A 14,293-nucleotide genomic window follows, 5' to 3' on the forward strand; every position below is an offset into this window, starting at 1 on the left:
GCCGAAACGATCCCCCGGCACCCTGTTCGGGGGCCCGGCGGCGAGGCGGCGGCGGGGCGCCGGGCCCGGACGGACCGGGCAAATAGAATCGCGCACATGCACGACCCCTACGTCCGCGTCCGCGGTGCCCGTGAGCACAACCTCAAAGCCGTCGACGTCGACATCCCCCGCGACGCACTCGTGGTCTTCGCCGGCGTCTCCGGCTCCGGGAAGTCCTCCCTCGCCTTCGGCACCGTCTACGCCGAGGCCCAGCGCCGCTACTTCGAATCCGTCGCCCCGTACGCGCGCAGGCTGATCCACCAGGTCGGCGCGCCCAGGGTCGAGGAGATCACCGGGCTGCCGCCGGCCGTCGCGCTGGAGCAGCGCCGGTCCGCCCCCACCTCGCGCTCGTCCGTCGGCACGGTCACCACGCTGTCGAACTCCCTGCGCATGCTGTTCTCCCGCGCCGGCGACTACCCCGCAGGCGCCGAGCGGCTCGACTCCGACGCCTTCTCGCCCAACACCGCCGCGGGCGCCTGCCCGGAGTGCCACGGCCTCGGCCGGGTGCACCGGGTGACCGAGGAGTCGCTCGTCCCCGACCCCGCCCTGTCGATCCGCGAGGGCGCGATCGCCGCCTGGCCGGGCGCCTGGCAGGGCAAAAACCTGCGGGACATCCTCGACGCCCTCGGGTACGACGTCGACCGGCCCTGGCGCGAACTCCCGCAGGAGGACCGGGACTGGATCCTGTTCACCGACGAGCAGCCGGTCGTCACCGTCCACCCCGTCCGGGACGCCGAGCGCATCCAGCGCCCCTACCAGGGCACCTACATGAGCGCCCGCCGCTACGTCCTGCACACCGCCGCCGACTCCAAGAGCGCCGCGCTGCGCGCCCGCGCCGAGCGGCACCTGGTCAGCGCCGCCTGCCCCGTCTGCGAGGGCAGGCGGCTGCGCCCGGAGGCGCTGGCCGTCACCTTCGCGGGGCAGGACATCGCCGCGCTCGCCGGCCTGCCGCTGTCCGCCCTCGCGGAGACGCTCCGGCCGGCCCTCGCGGGCGACGGCGCGGCCGCGACCCTCACGCAGGATCTCGTCGCCCGCATCGAGGTCCTCACCGAACTCGGCCTCGGCTATCTCGCCATGGACCGGCCCACCCCCACCCTGTCCGCCGGAGAGCTGCAGCGGCTGCGGCTCGCGACCCAGCTGCGCTCGGGGCTCTTCGGCGTGGTGTACGTGCTGGACGAGCCCTCCGCGGGCCTGCACCCCGCCGACAGCGCCGCCCTGCTGACCGTCCTGGACCGGCTCAAGGCCGCGGGCAACTCGCTGTTCGTGGTGGAGCACCACATGGACGTGGTGCGCCGCGCCGACTGGATCGTCGAGGTCGGCCCGGGGGCCGGGGAACACGGCGGGGAGATCCTCTACAGCGGCCCGGTCCCCGGCCTCGCGGACGTCGCGGCCTCGGCGACCCGCCGCTTCGTCTTCGCGGAGGAGGCCCCCGCGCCCCGCACGCCCCGCGAGCCCTCCGGCGCGCTGCGCCTGAGCGGCGTCACCCTGCACAACCTGCGCGGGCTCGACGCCGAGTTCCCGCTCGGCGTGTTCACCGCCGTCACGGGCGTCTCCGGCTCCGGCAAGTCCACGCTGGTGGGGCAGGTGCTCGCCGGCACCGTCGCAGCGCATCTGGAGGGCCGCCCCCTCGAAGGCCACGGCACCGGGTTCGCGGCCGAGGGCCTGGCCGCCGTCGACCGGCTCGTGCGCGTCGACCAGAAGCCCATCGGCCGCACCCCGCGCTCCAACCTCGCCACGTACACGGGCCTCTTCGACGCCGTGCGCAAGGTCTTCGCCGCGACGGACGGCGCCCGTGAACGCGGCTACAGCGCGGGCCGGTTCTCCTTCAACGTCCCCGCCGGGCGCTGCGAGACCTGCCAGGGCGAGGGCTTCGTCGCCGTCGAACTGCTCTTCCTGCCCGGCTCGTACGCCCCGTGCACCGCGTGCGGGGGAGCGCGCTACAACCCGGAGACGCTGGAGATCACCTACCGGGGCGCGAACATCGCCGAGGTGCTCGGCATGACCGTCGACGCCGCCGCGGACTTCCTCGCCGACGTGCCCGCCGCCCGGCGGGGCCTGCGCACGCTCCAGGACGTCGGCCTGGGCTACCTGCGCCTGGGGCAGCCCGCCACCGAGCTCTCCGGCGGCGAGGCCCAGCGCATCAAGCTCGCCACCGAGCTCCAGCGCACCCACCGCGGCCACACCCTCTACGTCCTGGACGAGCCGACCACCGGCCTGCACCCGGCCGACACCGAACTGCTCATGCGCCAGCTGCACGGCCTGGTCGACGCCGGCAACACGGTCGTCGTCGTGGAGCACGACATGACGGTGGCCGCAGGCGCGGACCACGTCGTCGACCTCGGGCCCGGCGGCGGCGCGGAGGGCGGGCGCGTGGTGGCGGCCGGGGTGCCGCGGGAGGTGGCGGGCGCCACGGGGAGCGTGACGGCGCGCTACCTTGCGGAGGCGCTGGCCGGGGGCGTCGCGGGCGGGTGACGGGCGTCGCCTCCGCGCCTTGCGGAGGGGCCGGCCTCCTGCCGGCCGCCGTGCTCTCCTACGCCGGCCGGCAGGCCCCGACGCGCTCTGGACGCACCGCCCCCCTCCCCGGTTACGCTCGGAGCATGACCCACGCCCTGGTCATCGGCGGCGGCATCGCCGGACCCGTCACCGCGATGGCGCTGCGGCGCGCCGGCATCGAAGCCACCGTCCACGAAGCCCATCCGACCGGCGCGGACCACCTCGGGGCGTTCCTCGTCCTCTTCGCCAACGGCCTGGCGGCACTGCGCGCCGTCGGAGCCGACGGGCCCGTGCTCGACTGCTCCTTCCCCGCGGACACGGTGGAGTTCCTCGGCCCCACGGGGGACCGGCTCGGCGCCCGGCCCCTCACCGGCGCCGGGGACGACGGCCTGAGCCCCCGCACCCTGCAGCGCGCCGCCCTCTACCGTGCGCTGCGTGACGAAGCCGTCCGCCGGGGCGTGCGCGTCGTGTACGGCAAGCGCCTCGTGGACGCCACCACCGGACCCGACGGCGTCGTCGCGTACTTCGCGGACGGCACACGCGCCGAAGGCGACGTCCTCGTCGGCGCCGACGGCATCCACTCCCGCACCCGCACCCTCCTCGACCCCGCGGCGCCCCCGCCCCGCCACACCGGCCAGCTCACGATCTGCGGCCGCACGCAGGACGCCGGCCACGCCGTCCCGGAGCGCACGTACCGGATGGTCTACGGGCAGCGCGCCTTCTTCGGCTGCACCACCGCGCCGGACGGCACCACGTACTGGTTCGCGAACATCCCCGCGCCGGAGCAGCCCCGGCCGGCGCTGGCCGCGGTCAGCCCCGCCGGCTGGCGCCAGCGCGTCCTGGACGCGTTCGCCGGGGACCGCACCCCCGTGACCGGCCTCGTCGCCGCCACCGGCGACGCCGTCGTCGGCGTGAACGCCTACGACATCCCCACCCTCCCCGTCTGGCACGGCGACCGCGCCGTCCTCGTCGGCGACGCCGTCCACGCCACCGCGCCCAACGCCGCCCAGGGGGCCTCGATGGCCATCGAGGACAGCGTCACCCTCGCCCGCTGCCTGCGCGACCTGCCCGGCCCGCGGCAGGCCTTCGCCGCGTACGAGCGGTTGCGGCGCGAGCGCGTGGAGCGCGTGGTGGCGCTCAGCGCCGCCATGGCGGGCCGCATCGCCGCCCCGCCCGAGCAGCCGCGGACGCCCGCGAACCCCGACGGCGCCGACGACTGGCTGACGTCCTACCGCGTCGACTGGGACGCGCCCGTCAGCTGACGCAGCCGTCCGCCGGACCCCGACCCGACGGAGGCGGATCCGGCACCGCCGGAGCGCGCCGCCTTGGCTGATCGCCGTCGCGGCGGGAGGAGTCTGCTGTGACTGCTGTCTGCCGCTGTTCGCCGGGCGGCGGTTGGGGAGGCTTTGCGTGACCGCGTCGTCCGCCCTGCCACGTCACGGCCGATGCCGGTCCGGCACCGCCGGAGTCCGCCGTCGTGGTCGATCGCCGTTGCGGCGGGAGAAGGGCGCTGCGGCCGGTCCGCCGGGCTGCACTGCCGGGGCGCGTCGGCTGCGCCGCCTTGCCGACCACGGCCACGGCCACGGCCACGGTCGCGGCCGCAGACCCCGCCCGCCGGTGCGATGCCGGCCGGTCCCGGCACGCCGGAAGGCCGGGTGCCGCGCCCACCGCACCTGTCGGCGAGCTGCCGACCCGCGGGGCGGCGCACATCCGTGGTGCGCCCCGCTTGCCCCGTCCGCCCGCTGCGGCAGACTGGAGCCATGCCGGAGCTGCCGGAGGTCGAGGCTCTCGCCGGGTTTCTCGCCGGGCACCTCGTCGGCCGTACGGTCGAGCGCGTGCTGCCCGTGGCCGTGAGTGTCCTCAAGACCTACGACCCGCCGCTCACCGCCCTGGAGGGGCGGGAGGTGACCGCCGTGCGCCGGTACGGCAAGTTCCTCGACCTCGCCACCGGCGGCGACGGACCGCACCTCGTCCTCCACCTGGCCCGCGCCGGCTGGCTGCGCTGGCAGGACACCCTGCCGGAGGCACCCCCGCGCCCCGGCAAGGGCCCGCTCGCGCTGCGCGTACGGCTCGCCGGGGGCGGCGGCTTCGACGTCACCGAGGCGGGCACCCAGAAGCGGCTCGCCGCCTACTGTGTGCACGACGTCTCCGAGGTGCCCGGCATCGCCCGGCTGGGCCCCGATCCCCTCGCCCCCGGCTTCGGCCTCGACGCCTTCGCCGCCCTGCTGCGCGACGAGCGGCGGCAGCTCAAGGGCGTCCTGCGCGACCAGAGCGTCATCGCAGGCATCGGCAACGCCTACTCGGACGAGATCCTGCACGCGGCCCGCATGTCCCCGTTCAAGCTCGCCGCGAGCCTGACGGAGGACGAGACCGCCGCCCTGTACGGGGCCTTGCGCACCGTGCTGCACGAGGCCGTCGAGCGGGCGCGCGGACACGCCGCGGCCGAGCTGAAGGCGGAGAAGAAGAGCGGCCTGCGGGTGCACGGCCGCACCGGGCAGCCCTGCCCCGTGTGCGGCGACACCGTGCGCGAGGTGTCCTTCAGCGACTCCTCGCTGCAGTACTGCCCCACCTGCCAGACGGGCGGCAAGCCGCTCGCCGACCGCAGGCTGTCCCGCCTGCTCAAATAGGCCGACCCTGAGGAATCCGGGCTAGTCCTGCGGAATCCCCCTGGCGTCCGCGTGGCGGAGCTCCGAGTGCTTGTACGAGTAGGCGAAGTACACCACCAGCCCCACCACGAACCACACCGCGAACCGCAGCCACGTCTGCCACGCCAGATAGGTGATCAGCCAGATCGACGCGGCGACCCCGATCCCGGGCACCACCGGCACCCAGGGGCAGCGGAACGAGCGCGGCAGGTCCGGCCGCCTGTAGCGGAGCACGATCACGGCCGTGCACACCACCGCGAAGGCCAGCAGGATGCCGATGTTCGTCAGCTCCGCCGCCTCGCCGATGGGCACCAGGCCCGCGATGGCCGCCGACGCCACGCCCACGATCCAGGTCACGCGCGTCGGTACGTGCCGGGTGGGGTGCGTCTTGGCGAACCACTTCGGCAGCAGCCCGTCGCGGCTCATCGCGAACCACACGCGGGTCACGCCGAGCATGAAGGTGAACATGACGGTGAGGATGCCGATGATCGCGCCCACCGCGATGACGTCCGCGATGCCTTCGAGCCCGACCGACTTGAAGGCGGTGGAGAAGCCGCTGGCCTTGTCGATGTCCTTGTAGTTCTGCATGCCGGTCAGCACCAGGCAGGCCAGCACGTACAGCACCATCGAGATCGCCAGCGAGTAAAGGATCGCCTTCGGCATGTGGCGCTGTGCGTCCTTGGACTCCTCGGCCGCCGTGGACATCGCGTCGTAGCCGAAGACGGCGAAGAACACCGTGGCCGCGCCGGTGAAGGCCCCGCTGACCCCGAACGGGAAGAAGGGGGTGTAGTTGCTGCTCTTGACGTGGAAGAAGCCCACGACGACCACCAGCAGCACCACCAGGATCTTCAGGCCGACGACCACCGTCTCGAACCGGGCCGCGCTCTTCATGCCCATGTTCAGCAGCCAGGCGATCAGCAGGCACAGCAGCGCCGCGAAGAGGTCCACCCGGTGCCCCGTGCCCGTCCCCGGCGCGCCCAGCATCCAGGCGGGCAGCTCGGCGTTCATCTCCCCGAGCAGGAAGTTGATGTACCCGGAGATGCCGATGGCGACCACCGCCACGATCGCCGTGTACTCCAGTAGCAGGTCCCAGCCGATGAACCAGCCGCCGATCTCGCCGAGCACCGCGTAGCCGTAGGTGTAGGCGGAACCGGCCCGCGGGATCAGGCCTGCGAACTCCGCGTACGAGAAGGCCGCGGCCGCGCTCGCCACGCCCGCGATGAGGAAGGAGACGAGCACGGCCGGCCCGGCGACACCGTTGGCGATGGTGCCCGCGAGGCTGAAGATGCCCGCCCCGATGATGCCGCCGACGCCGATCGCCGTGAGCTGCCACAGGCCCAGGGTCCGGGTCAGGTGCTCGCCGTGCGCCTCGGTCTCCTCCGCCTCCTCGATCGTCTCGATCGGTTTGCGGCGCAGGATGCCCTGTCCCGTCCGGAGCCCGGCCATGTCATGTCCTCTCGTCGGCGCTGACGGCGGATCATCGCCGACATCATGGCCCGGCGGGGGCGGCGACGGAAGGCGCCGCCCCGCGCCGGCGGGCCGGGTTCAGCCGATGGCGGGCGCCACCGCCCGGGCTTCGGTGCCCCAGCCCGAGGGGGACGCGCCGACCGTGAAGTCCAGCTTCCCGCCCCCGGTGATCTGCCGCGACGTCAGGTACGTGAGCCCGTAGCGGTCGCCGTCGAGGCGCACCGACTGCACGTAGCGCTCCCGGTCGGAGGTCCCCGGGGCGGTCACGGTGAACCGCTCCCCGTCGAGGTTCAGGTCCACCCGCTCGAAGACCGGGGTGCTGAGCCCCCACACGTCCGCGCCCGGCTGGACGGGGAAGACGCCGATGGCGGAGAGGACCATCCACGCCGACATCGTGCCCAGGTCGTCGTTGCCGGTCATCCCCGTCGGCGCATCGGTGAAGAGGGTGAGCGCGGCGTGCACCACGTCCGTCGTCTTCCAGGGCTGGCCGGTCGACAGGTACGTGTACGGGGCGATGAGGTCGGGCTCGTTCTGCGGGTTGTACTTGTCGGCGTTGTAGTAGTCGTACGGGCCGTGGACCCACACCTCGCGGGCGGTGCGCGCGGGGTCCTTCAGCAGCCGGTCGTAGGCGAAGAAGGAGTCGAGCCGGCTGTTCGCCGTCGCCTTGCCGCCGATCAGGCCGATCATCCCCGGCAGGTCCTGCGGCACCAGCCACTGGTACTGCCACGCGGTGCCCTCGTGGAAGCAGACGCTCTTCGCCGGGTCGGCGGGACCCATGAACGCGCCGTCGGCGCCGCGGGCCCGGAAGAAGCCCGTCGCCGGGTCGTAGACGTTGCGGTAGTTCCGGGAGCGGGCGGCGTAGCGGTCGGCGTCGGCGTGGTGGCCCAGGGAGCGGGCCATCTTCGCGAGCATCCCGTCGGCCAGCGCGTACTCCAGCGTCGCCGAGGCGCCCTGGTGGAGGTCGGTGTCGCCCGGCTTCTCCTTGGGCCTGCCGGGTACGCATGGCACGTAACCGTCCCGGATGTAGCGGTCGTTGCCGTCGCGGCCGACGTACGGGGAGTCCTTGGGCGGCATCCCGTCGGCGTTCCTCTTCAGCGCCCGGTAGGCCTCCTCCTCGTGGCCCCTGAGCAGCCCGTGCTGATAGGCGTTGGTGAGGAAGGGGGTGACCGGGTCACCGGTCATGATGTTCGTCTCGACCGTCCCGTAGCCCCACTTGGGCAGCCAGCCGCCGTCCGCCTCGACCTGCAGCACCGACAGCGCCATGTCCCGCGACTCCTCCGGCGCCAGCAGCGCGAGCAGCTGCGCCTGGGTGCGGTAGGTGTCCCACAGCGACCAGTTCTGGTAGTAGGTGAAGCCGCGGGCGCGGTGGATCCTGCCGTCCCAGCCGGTGTAGCGGCCGTCGGCGTCGCCGCCGACGGTGGGGGCGAGGAAGGCGCGGTACAGCGAGGAGTAGAAGGTGCGGCGCAGCGCCGCCGGGCCGCCCTGCACGCGGACGCCGTCCAGGCGCCGCTCCCACGCCTCGCGCGCGGCCCGTTCCGTGCGGTCGAAGCCGTCGTCCTCCGCGCGCAGGTTGACGGCGGCGCCGTCGGCGTCGACGTAGCTGATGGCGGTGGTGGCCTCCACCGTACGGTCGCGGGTGGTGTCGAAGCGCACCCAGGCGCCGTTGCGGCCGGCGGAGGTCGAGCTGCGGGTGCCTTCGGAGACCTTGTCGCCGTTCCACGTGCCGAAGGTGGTGAAGGGCCGGTCGAAGCGGGTGATCGTGTACACCGTGTACGGGCGGGTGTCCTGGCAGAATCCGCGGCCGGTGATGGCGGAGCGGACGGTGCGGGAGTCGAGGACCTCGACGGTCGTGGAGACGGTGCGGTGCAGCGACTGCCCGGTGTTGAGCAGGACGTTGGCCTTGCCGGTGGCCGGGAAGGTGTAGCGCTGGTGGCCGGTGCGGCGGCCCGCGGTCAGCTCCGCGGTGATGCCGCCGTAGGAGGACAGGCCGACCCGGTAGTAGCCGGGGTGTGCGCTCTCGTCACGGTGGCCGAACCGGGCGGCGTAGCGGGCGTTGTCGGTGAGCGTGACGTCGCCCGTCGTGGGCAGCACGGGCAGGTCGCCGCCGAGGCGGCAGCCCACCCCGGACAGGTGCACGGTGCTGAAGCCGCGGATGTGGTCGTGCTTGTAGTCGTAGCCCGTGCTGTGGCCGGTGTCGGGGGAGAGCTGCACCATGCCGAACGGCACGGCGGCCCCGGGGAAGGTGTTGCCCTCGTTCTGGGTGCCGATGAAGGGGTTGACCAGGCCGGTCAGGCCGTCGGCCGCGGCGGCCGGCCGCGGGGCCGTGAGCGAGGCACCGCCCAGTACCGCCGCGAGAGCGAGTGCGGCCGCGCAGGTGCGCGAGCGCAGGTGTCCGGTCCATCTCATCGTCCACGCCCCTCGGGTGACGCCACGTAGGATGCCGACATCGTTGTCAGCGCCGAGGGTATCGAGCGCATGACGTGCTGTCATGATGCCCCGCGCACCATGTGTGGCGACCCCCACCCCCGGAGGCACCCCGGAATCATGGCCCCGCCGTCACGCCCCGTGTACGGTGGGCGGCGCTTCAGCCGACCGAACGGAACCGCCTCGCCCATGCGCCTGACCGCACTCGCATCCGTAGGGCCGTTCTTCGCCCTGCGGACCGAAGAGGGCCCCGAGGCGCTCGGGGAAGCCTCCGGGGAGTACCTGCCGCTGGGCGAGGAGGTCGTGCACGCGCGCGTGGAGACCGTCGCCGGGCGCCTGGGGACGGAGGACCGTCGCGTGGCCGCGTCCGTCGCCTACCAGGGCATCGCCGGGCGGCTGCTGTCCGTCGCCCTGGGCTCGGCCGTCCTCTCCGGCGAGGTCCCCGACCTCGGCCGCGGCAGGCTGCGCTGGCACCCGGCCCGCACCGCGCCGGACGACCTGTGGCTGCCCGGCCCCACGGCCCTGCCGCACACCGCCGGCGACTTGGCCGAAGTCATCCGCGAGCACGTCCTGCGCGGCCCCCTGGCGGACCTGCACGCCCTCACCCGCACGGTCGTCCCGGTCTCGGGGCGCCTGCTGTGGGGCAACGCGGCGTCATCGCTCGCGGGCTCGCTGCGCGTGCTGCACGGCTGGTGCCACGACCAGGGCCGCCCGCAGGACGCCGCCCGCGCCCTCGACCTGGCCCGCGCCGTGCTCGGCGACCCGCTCCTGCGCGGCACCGGCACCCTCACCCCCGGCGCCACGCCGCGCTCCGCGCCGGCCTTCGTACGCAGCACCTGCTGTCTCTACTACCGGGTGCCGCCCGGCGGGATGTGCGGTGACTGCGTGCTGCGGCACGCGCCGCCGCGGGTGCGCTGAGGGGAGGGCGCGGGCGGCCACTCCCGCGTCGAGAGCACGCCGAGGACGTACGCCTTGGCCACCAGCGCCGTGCGGTTGGGCACGCGCCAGCGGCGGGTCAGCCGCGTCAGGTGGTAGTTGACGCCGTCCACGGTCAGCCCGACCGCCTTGCCGATGGCGGCGGTGGTCGCCCCGGCGGCGGCCAGCGCCAGGATGTGCCCCTCCACCACGCTCACCTCGGCGGCCGGTTCCGCCGGCCGGGGGACCGTTTCGGCCACCCGCACCCGGAGCACCGCCAGCAGCATCGGGCTCGGCGGGAAGCCGTCCCCGACCGGGTCCACGAGCAGTTCCCCCTCCCGTTCGACGCCGCCCGCGCCCGCCAGCCACCGCACCTCGATCGGGTGCCGGGGCCGGCGGCCGAGCCGCAGCGCCTCGATGTGCCGGTCGAGTCGCCCGGGCAGGCGTGGCCGGAACATCTCGTGCAGGTTCCGACCGCGCAACCGCACCGGCGAGGTGCCCCACTCGGCGGCCATGGCCGGGTTCGCGACCGTGACCTCGCCGTCCGGCCGGCAGACCGCGATGGGCGTCGGGATACGGTCGAGAAGCAGCAGGAAATGATTGCGCCAACTGATGTATTCGTCGCTCACCACGGTATGCCCGGCCCCTCGCTCGTCCCGTGCCCGTCCAAGGGCCTGTCCAGTGCTTGCCCGGCGGGCCGCGCCCGGGAGCGTCACGCCACGAACCACTGCACAATCGTGCAGTTCTGTATACGACCGGAATAGGCGACTTGCCGACGGGCCCGAATCCCGTCCCCGGCCCTCCGTTTGGGCCGCCGCCGGGCCGGATACCCGGAGGGGTGCCGCTTCCCGCACCCGTATCCCGCACCCGTATCCCTGCCCCCTCTTCTCCCGCTTCCCGCTCTTCCCGGCAACCCGGACCCCAGGAGCCGTCAGTGAGCAGCCGAGCCCGGATCGTCGTCGTCGGAGCCGGATTCGCCGGCTACCAGGCCGCCCGCGAGCTGTCCCGCACGGCGCGCGGCGCCGCCGAGATCGTGCTCGTCAACCCCCACGACTACTTCCTCTACCTGCCCCTCCTCCCCGAGGTCGCGGCCGGCGTACTCGAACCGCGCAGGGTCACGGTGTCCCTGACCGGGACCCTGCCGCGGGTCCGGCTCGTCCTCGGCCAGGTCGACACGGTCGACCTCGACGACCGGCGCATCGGCTACGCCGACCCCGAGGGCGACCGCGGCAGCCTGGAGTACGACCGGCTGCTGCTGACGGTGGGCAGCGTCAACAAGCTGCTGCCCGTGCCCGGCGTCGCCGAGCGCGCCCACGGCTTCCGCGGCCTGCCCGAGGCCCTCTACCTGCGCGATCACGTCGTGCGCCAGACCGAGCTGGCGGGCGCCGCGGCCGACGCGGACGAGCGCACCGCCCGGCTGACCTTCGTGGTCGTCGGAGCGGGGTACACCGGCACCGAAGTGGCCGCCCACGGCGTGCTGTTCACCGACGCGCTGGTGCGCCGCAACAGCGCCCTGCGCGAGGCGGGCGCCCGCCCCCGCTGGGTGCTCCTGGACCTCGCCCCGCGCGTCCTGCCCGAGCTGGACGAGCGCCTCTCGCGCACCGCGGACCACGTGCTGCGCCGCCGCGGCGTCGAGGTCCGTACAGGCACGTCCGTCAAGGAGGCCACCCGGGACGGAGTGCACCTGGACGACGGGGAGTTCGTCCCGACGCGCTCCCTCGTCTGGTGCGTGGGGGTGCGCCCGGACCCGCTGGTCGCCGGCCTCGGCCTGCCCACCGAGCGGGGGCGGCTGTGCGTGGACGAGTACCTGGCCGTCCCCGGGCACCCGGAGGTCTTCGCCTGCGGCGACGCCGCGGCCGTGCCCGACCTCACCCGGCCCGGCGAGTACACCCCGATGACCGCCCAGCACGCCCAGCGCCAGGGGCGTACCGCCGGCCGCAACATCGCCGCCTCCTACGGGCGCGGCGAGCGCCGCCCCTACCGCCACCGCGACCTGGGCTTCACCGTCGACCTCGGCGGCGTCCAGGCCGCGGCCGACCCGCTGCACATCCCGCTCTCCGGACCCCTGGCCAGTGCCGTCACCCGCGGCTACCACCTGGCGGCGATGCCCGGCAACCGCATCCGCGTCGCCGCCGACTGGCTCCTCGACGCGCTCCTGCCCCGCCAGGGCGTCCAGCTCGGCCTCGTCCGCTCCGGGTCCGTCCCGCTGGACACGGAGACGCCGGAGGTGGCGCGCACGCCGTACGACGGGCCGTGACGCGCGGCGGTCCGTGCCCCGCCGCAGCCCGTGACCCGCCGTAACCCGGGATCCGCCCGCCGGTGACGTACCCTTCTGCCCGTTCATATCAGCACACTTGAGCGAGAGCAGCGGGGGACATGAGAAGAGCGATACGCACGGGGCTGACGACGGCCGTGACCGCGGCACTGACGGCGGTCACGGCCGTCGCGTCCGCGCCGGCCGGGGCGGCGAGCGGCCCGTCCTACTCGGCGACGACCTCCGTAGGCGTCCACAACGCCTACGAGAGCGCCAAGTACCCCTACTTCGCGGACGCCCTCGACTCCGGCGCCTCCCTGCTCGAACTCGACGTCTGGACCAACGGCTTCGGCGGCCGCTCCTTCCGCGTCTCGCACGCCAACCCCCTGCGCAACGCCAACAACTGCGAGGGCGCCACGTCGCCCGCGAAGCTGCGCACCGGGACCCGTAACCAGCCCCTGGCCGGCTGCCTCGCCGACATCCGCGCCTGGCACGACGCCCACCCCGGCCACCGGCCCGTCCTGCTCAAGGTCGAGATGAAGGACGGCTTCAACGCCGACAGCGGCCGCGGCCCCGCCGAACTCGACGCCCTGCTCACCGAGAAGCTCGGCGACGCCCTCTACCGCCCCGCCGACCTCGCCGGCGGCCACGCCACGCTCGACGAGGCCGTCCGGGCCGGGGGCCGGCCCGCCCGGTCCGCGATGGCCGGCAAGTTCCTCGTCGAGCTCATCCCCGGCACCGTGGAGGAGGGCAACCCCGTCGACCGGCTGTGGACCGACCGGGAGTACGCCCAGCACCTGCGCGACCTCGCGGCCGCCGGGCGGCTCCGTCAGGCCGCCGCCTTCCCCGCCGTCCACGGCGCCGTCCCCGGCGACCCCCGCACCCGCTACGCCGATCCCGCCCTGCGCCCCTGGTTCGTCGTCTTCGACGGGGACGCCGCCACGTACACCGCGGGCCGCATCGACACGGCCTGGTACGACGACCGGCACTACCTCCTCGTCATGACGGACGCCCACAAGGTGCCCCCGGCCATCGACGTCACCCGCCCCACCGAGGCCCAGGCCCGCGACCGCCTCGCCCTCCTGGCCCGGGCCCACGCCAGTTTCGTCACGGCGGACTGGTACCCGCTGCCGCAGGTGCTCTCCACGGTGGTGCCGCGGGGCTGACCGGCGGTCACGGGCCGGGCCAGGCCGGGCAGTACGTCTCGGATGCCGATGTCTCAGATGCCGATGTGGCGCCGCAGCAAGGCCCGGAAGTCGTGGTCGAACGCCTCGTAGCGGCGCCGCAGTTCCTCCCCGGGCCAGCCCTCCGGCAGCAGCTCCTGCGGCAGGACCGGGTCCGACAGCAGGTGCCGCAGGACCGCGGCCGAGACCGTGAAGCGCTCGGCGAGCGCCGCCGTGCGGTCCTCGCGCAGGGCGGACTCCAGGAAGCGGGCGCGGGAGGCCCAGCCGTCCAGGTCCCACAGGGCCGCCGCGAGCCGCGCCGGGTCGCCCTCCGGCGCACCCGTCAGCAGCGTGCACTGGGCGGTGACGACCGGCGGCCTCTCCCGCAGGAGGTTGGCCGGGCGCATCCAGCAGCCTTCGCGGAGTTCGCCGAGGCGGAGCGCCGCCATGGCCTGGCGCAGGGCGGCGCGGTCGGCCGCGCTGCGGCGCTCCGGGGTGACGACCGCGATCTCCCAGCCGCCGTCCCACGGCCGGGTGCGGGGCGCGCGGCTGTCGTCCTGCCGGGCCTGGCGGGCGAGGAGCCGGTCGGTCAGCCGGTAGGTGCCGTCGTGCTGCTCCAGGTCGCCCGCCGCGACCATCCGGGTCAGGGCCGTCCGCACCGTCCCCTCCGCCGTCCCGAAGAGCTCCCCTACGCGGACGAGGGCACGCGCGGGGAGCGCGGGCGGGTGGTGCCCGAGGAGGGTGGAGAGCACGACCGAGCGTGCGGTCAGGGGCCGCAGGGCGGGAAGGGAGGGGGAAACGGCAACGGTCTCGTCCATGGCTGGGCCAACCCTATCCATTACAGTCCTTCATCACGCATCATGAAACTGTAATACCGCGCACCACCGCCCGTC

At 74.4% G+C, this 14,293-nt stretch carries 10 protein-coding genes; 6 read left to right on the top strand and 4 right to left on the bottom strand.

Translation table 11 applies throughout. The features are described 5' to 3' along the window. Positions 1-96 precede the first annotated feature (96 nt). From IE241_RS04130 to IE241_RS04140, 3 genes are all read left to right on the top strand, one after another. Positions 97-2,511 (top strand): excinuclease ABC subunit UvrA, encoded by a 2,415-nt coding sequence (locus IE241_RS04130; RefSeq protein ID WP_190020162.1) that lies wholly within the window; start codon positions 97-99, stop codon positions 2,509-2,511. Positions 2,512-2,636: 125 nt separating this feature from the next. Next, on the top strand, positions 2,637-3,794 hold the full coding sequence (locus tag IE241_RS04135; RefSeq protein WP_190020163.1) for an FAD-dependent monooxygenase: 1,158 nt from the start codon (positions 2,637-2,639) through the stop codon (positions 3,792-3,794). 498 nt (positions 3,795-4,292) lie between these two features. Next, positions 4,293-5,159 (top strand): Fpg/Nei family DNA glycosylase, encoded by an 867-nt coding sequence (locus IE241_RS04140; protein ID WP_190020164.1) that lies wholly within the window; start codon positions 4,293-4,295, stop codon positions 5,157-5,159. A gap of 21 nt (positions 5,160-5,180) precedes the next feature. Here the strand turns inward: IE241_RS04140 and IE241_RS04145 are convergent, their stop codons facing one another. Next, a complete protein-coding gene (locus IE241_RS04145; RefSeq protein WP_190020165.1) occupies positions 5,181-6,623 on the bottom strand; it encodes an amino acid permease in 1,443 nt (480 codons plus the stop codon). Between the two features lie 99 nt (positions 6,624-6,722). Further along, on the bottom strand, positions 6,723-9,050 hold the full coding sequence (locus tag IE241_RS04150) for a GH92 family glycosyl hydrolase (RefSeq protein ID WP_190020166.1): 2,328 nt from the start codon (positions 9,048-9,050) through the stop codon (positions 6,723-6,725). Positions 9,051-9,257: 207 nt separating this feature from the next. Between IE241_RS04150 and IE241_RS04155 the strand changes: the two genes are divergently transcribed. Further along, positions 9,258-9,986, top strand: coding sequence for a (2Fe-2S)-binding protein (locus tag IE241_RS04155; RefSeq protein WP_190020167.1), 729 nt, complete (start codon positions 9,258-9,260; stop codon positions 9,984-9,986). Here the strand turns inward: IE241_RS04155 and IE241_RS04160 are convergent. Then, a complete protein-coding gene (locus IE241_RS04160; protein WP_506004929.1) occupies positions 9,917-10,837 on the bottom strand; it encodes a PAS domain-containing protein in 921 nt (306 codons plus the stop codon). The two genes, IE241_RS04155 and IE241_RS04160, sit on opposite strands and share 70 nt — an antisense overlap. Positions 10,838-10,917: 80 nt before the next feature. Between IE241_RS04160 and IE241_RS04165 the strand changes: the two genes are divergently transcribed. Both IE241_RS04165 and IE241_RS04170 read left to right on the top strand, forming a co-directional pair. After that, on the top strand, positions 10,918-12,240 hold the full coding sequence (locus tag IE241_RS04165; RefSeq protein WP_190020169.1) for an NAD(P)/FAD-dependent oxidoreductase: 1,323 nt from the start codon (positions 10,918-10,920) through the stop codon (positions 12,238-12,240). Positions 12,241-12,359: 119 nt separating this feature from the next. Continuing rightward, a complete protein-coding gene (locus tag IE241_RS04170; protein WP_190020170.1) occupies positions 12,360-13,403 on the top strand; it encodes a phosphatidylinositol-specific phospholipase C domain-containing protein in 1,044 nt (347 codons plus the stop codon). A 53-nt stretch (positions 13,404-13,456) separates the two neighbouring features. On the opposite strand, the gene IE241_RS04175 is transcribed toward IE241_RS04170, so the two are convergent. Then, positions 13,457-14,218 (bottom strand): PaaX family transcriptional regulator C-terminal domain-containing protein, encoded by a 762-nt coding sequence (locus tag IE241_RS04175; protein ID WP_190020171.1) that lies wholly within the window; start codon positions 14,216-14,218, stop codon positions 13,457-13,459. Between the last annotated feature and the right edge of the window lie 75 nt (positions 14,219-14,293).

The sequence above is a fragment of the Streptomyces hiroshimensis genome (assembly GCF_014650335.1).
GTDB lineage: Bacteria > Actinomycetota > Actinomycetes > Streptomycetales > Streptomycetaceae > Streptomyces > Streptomyces hiroshimensis.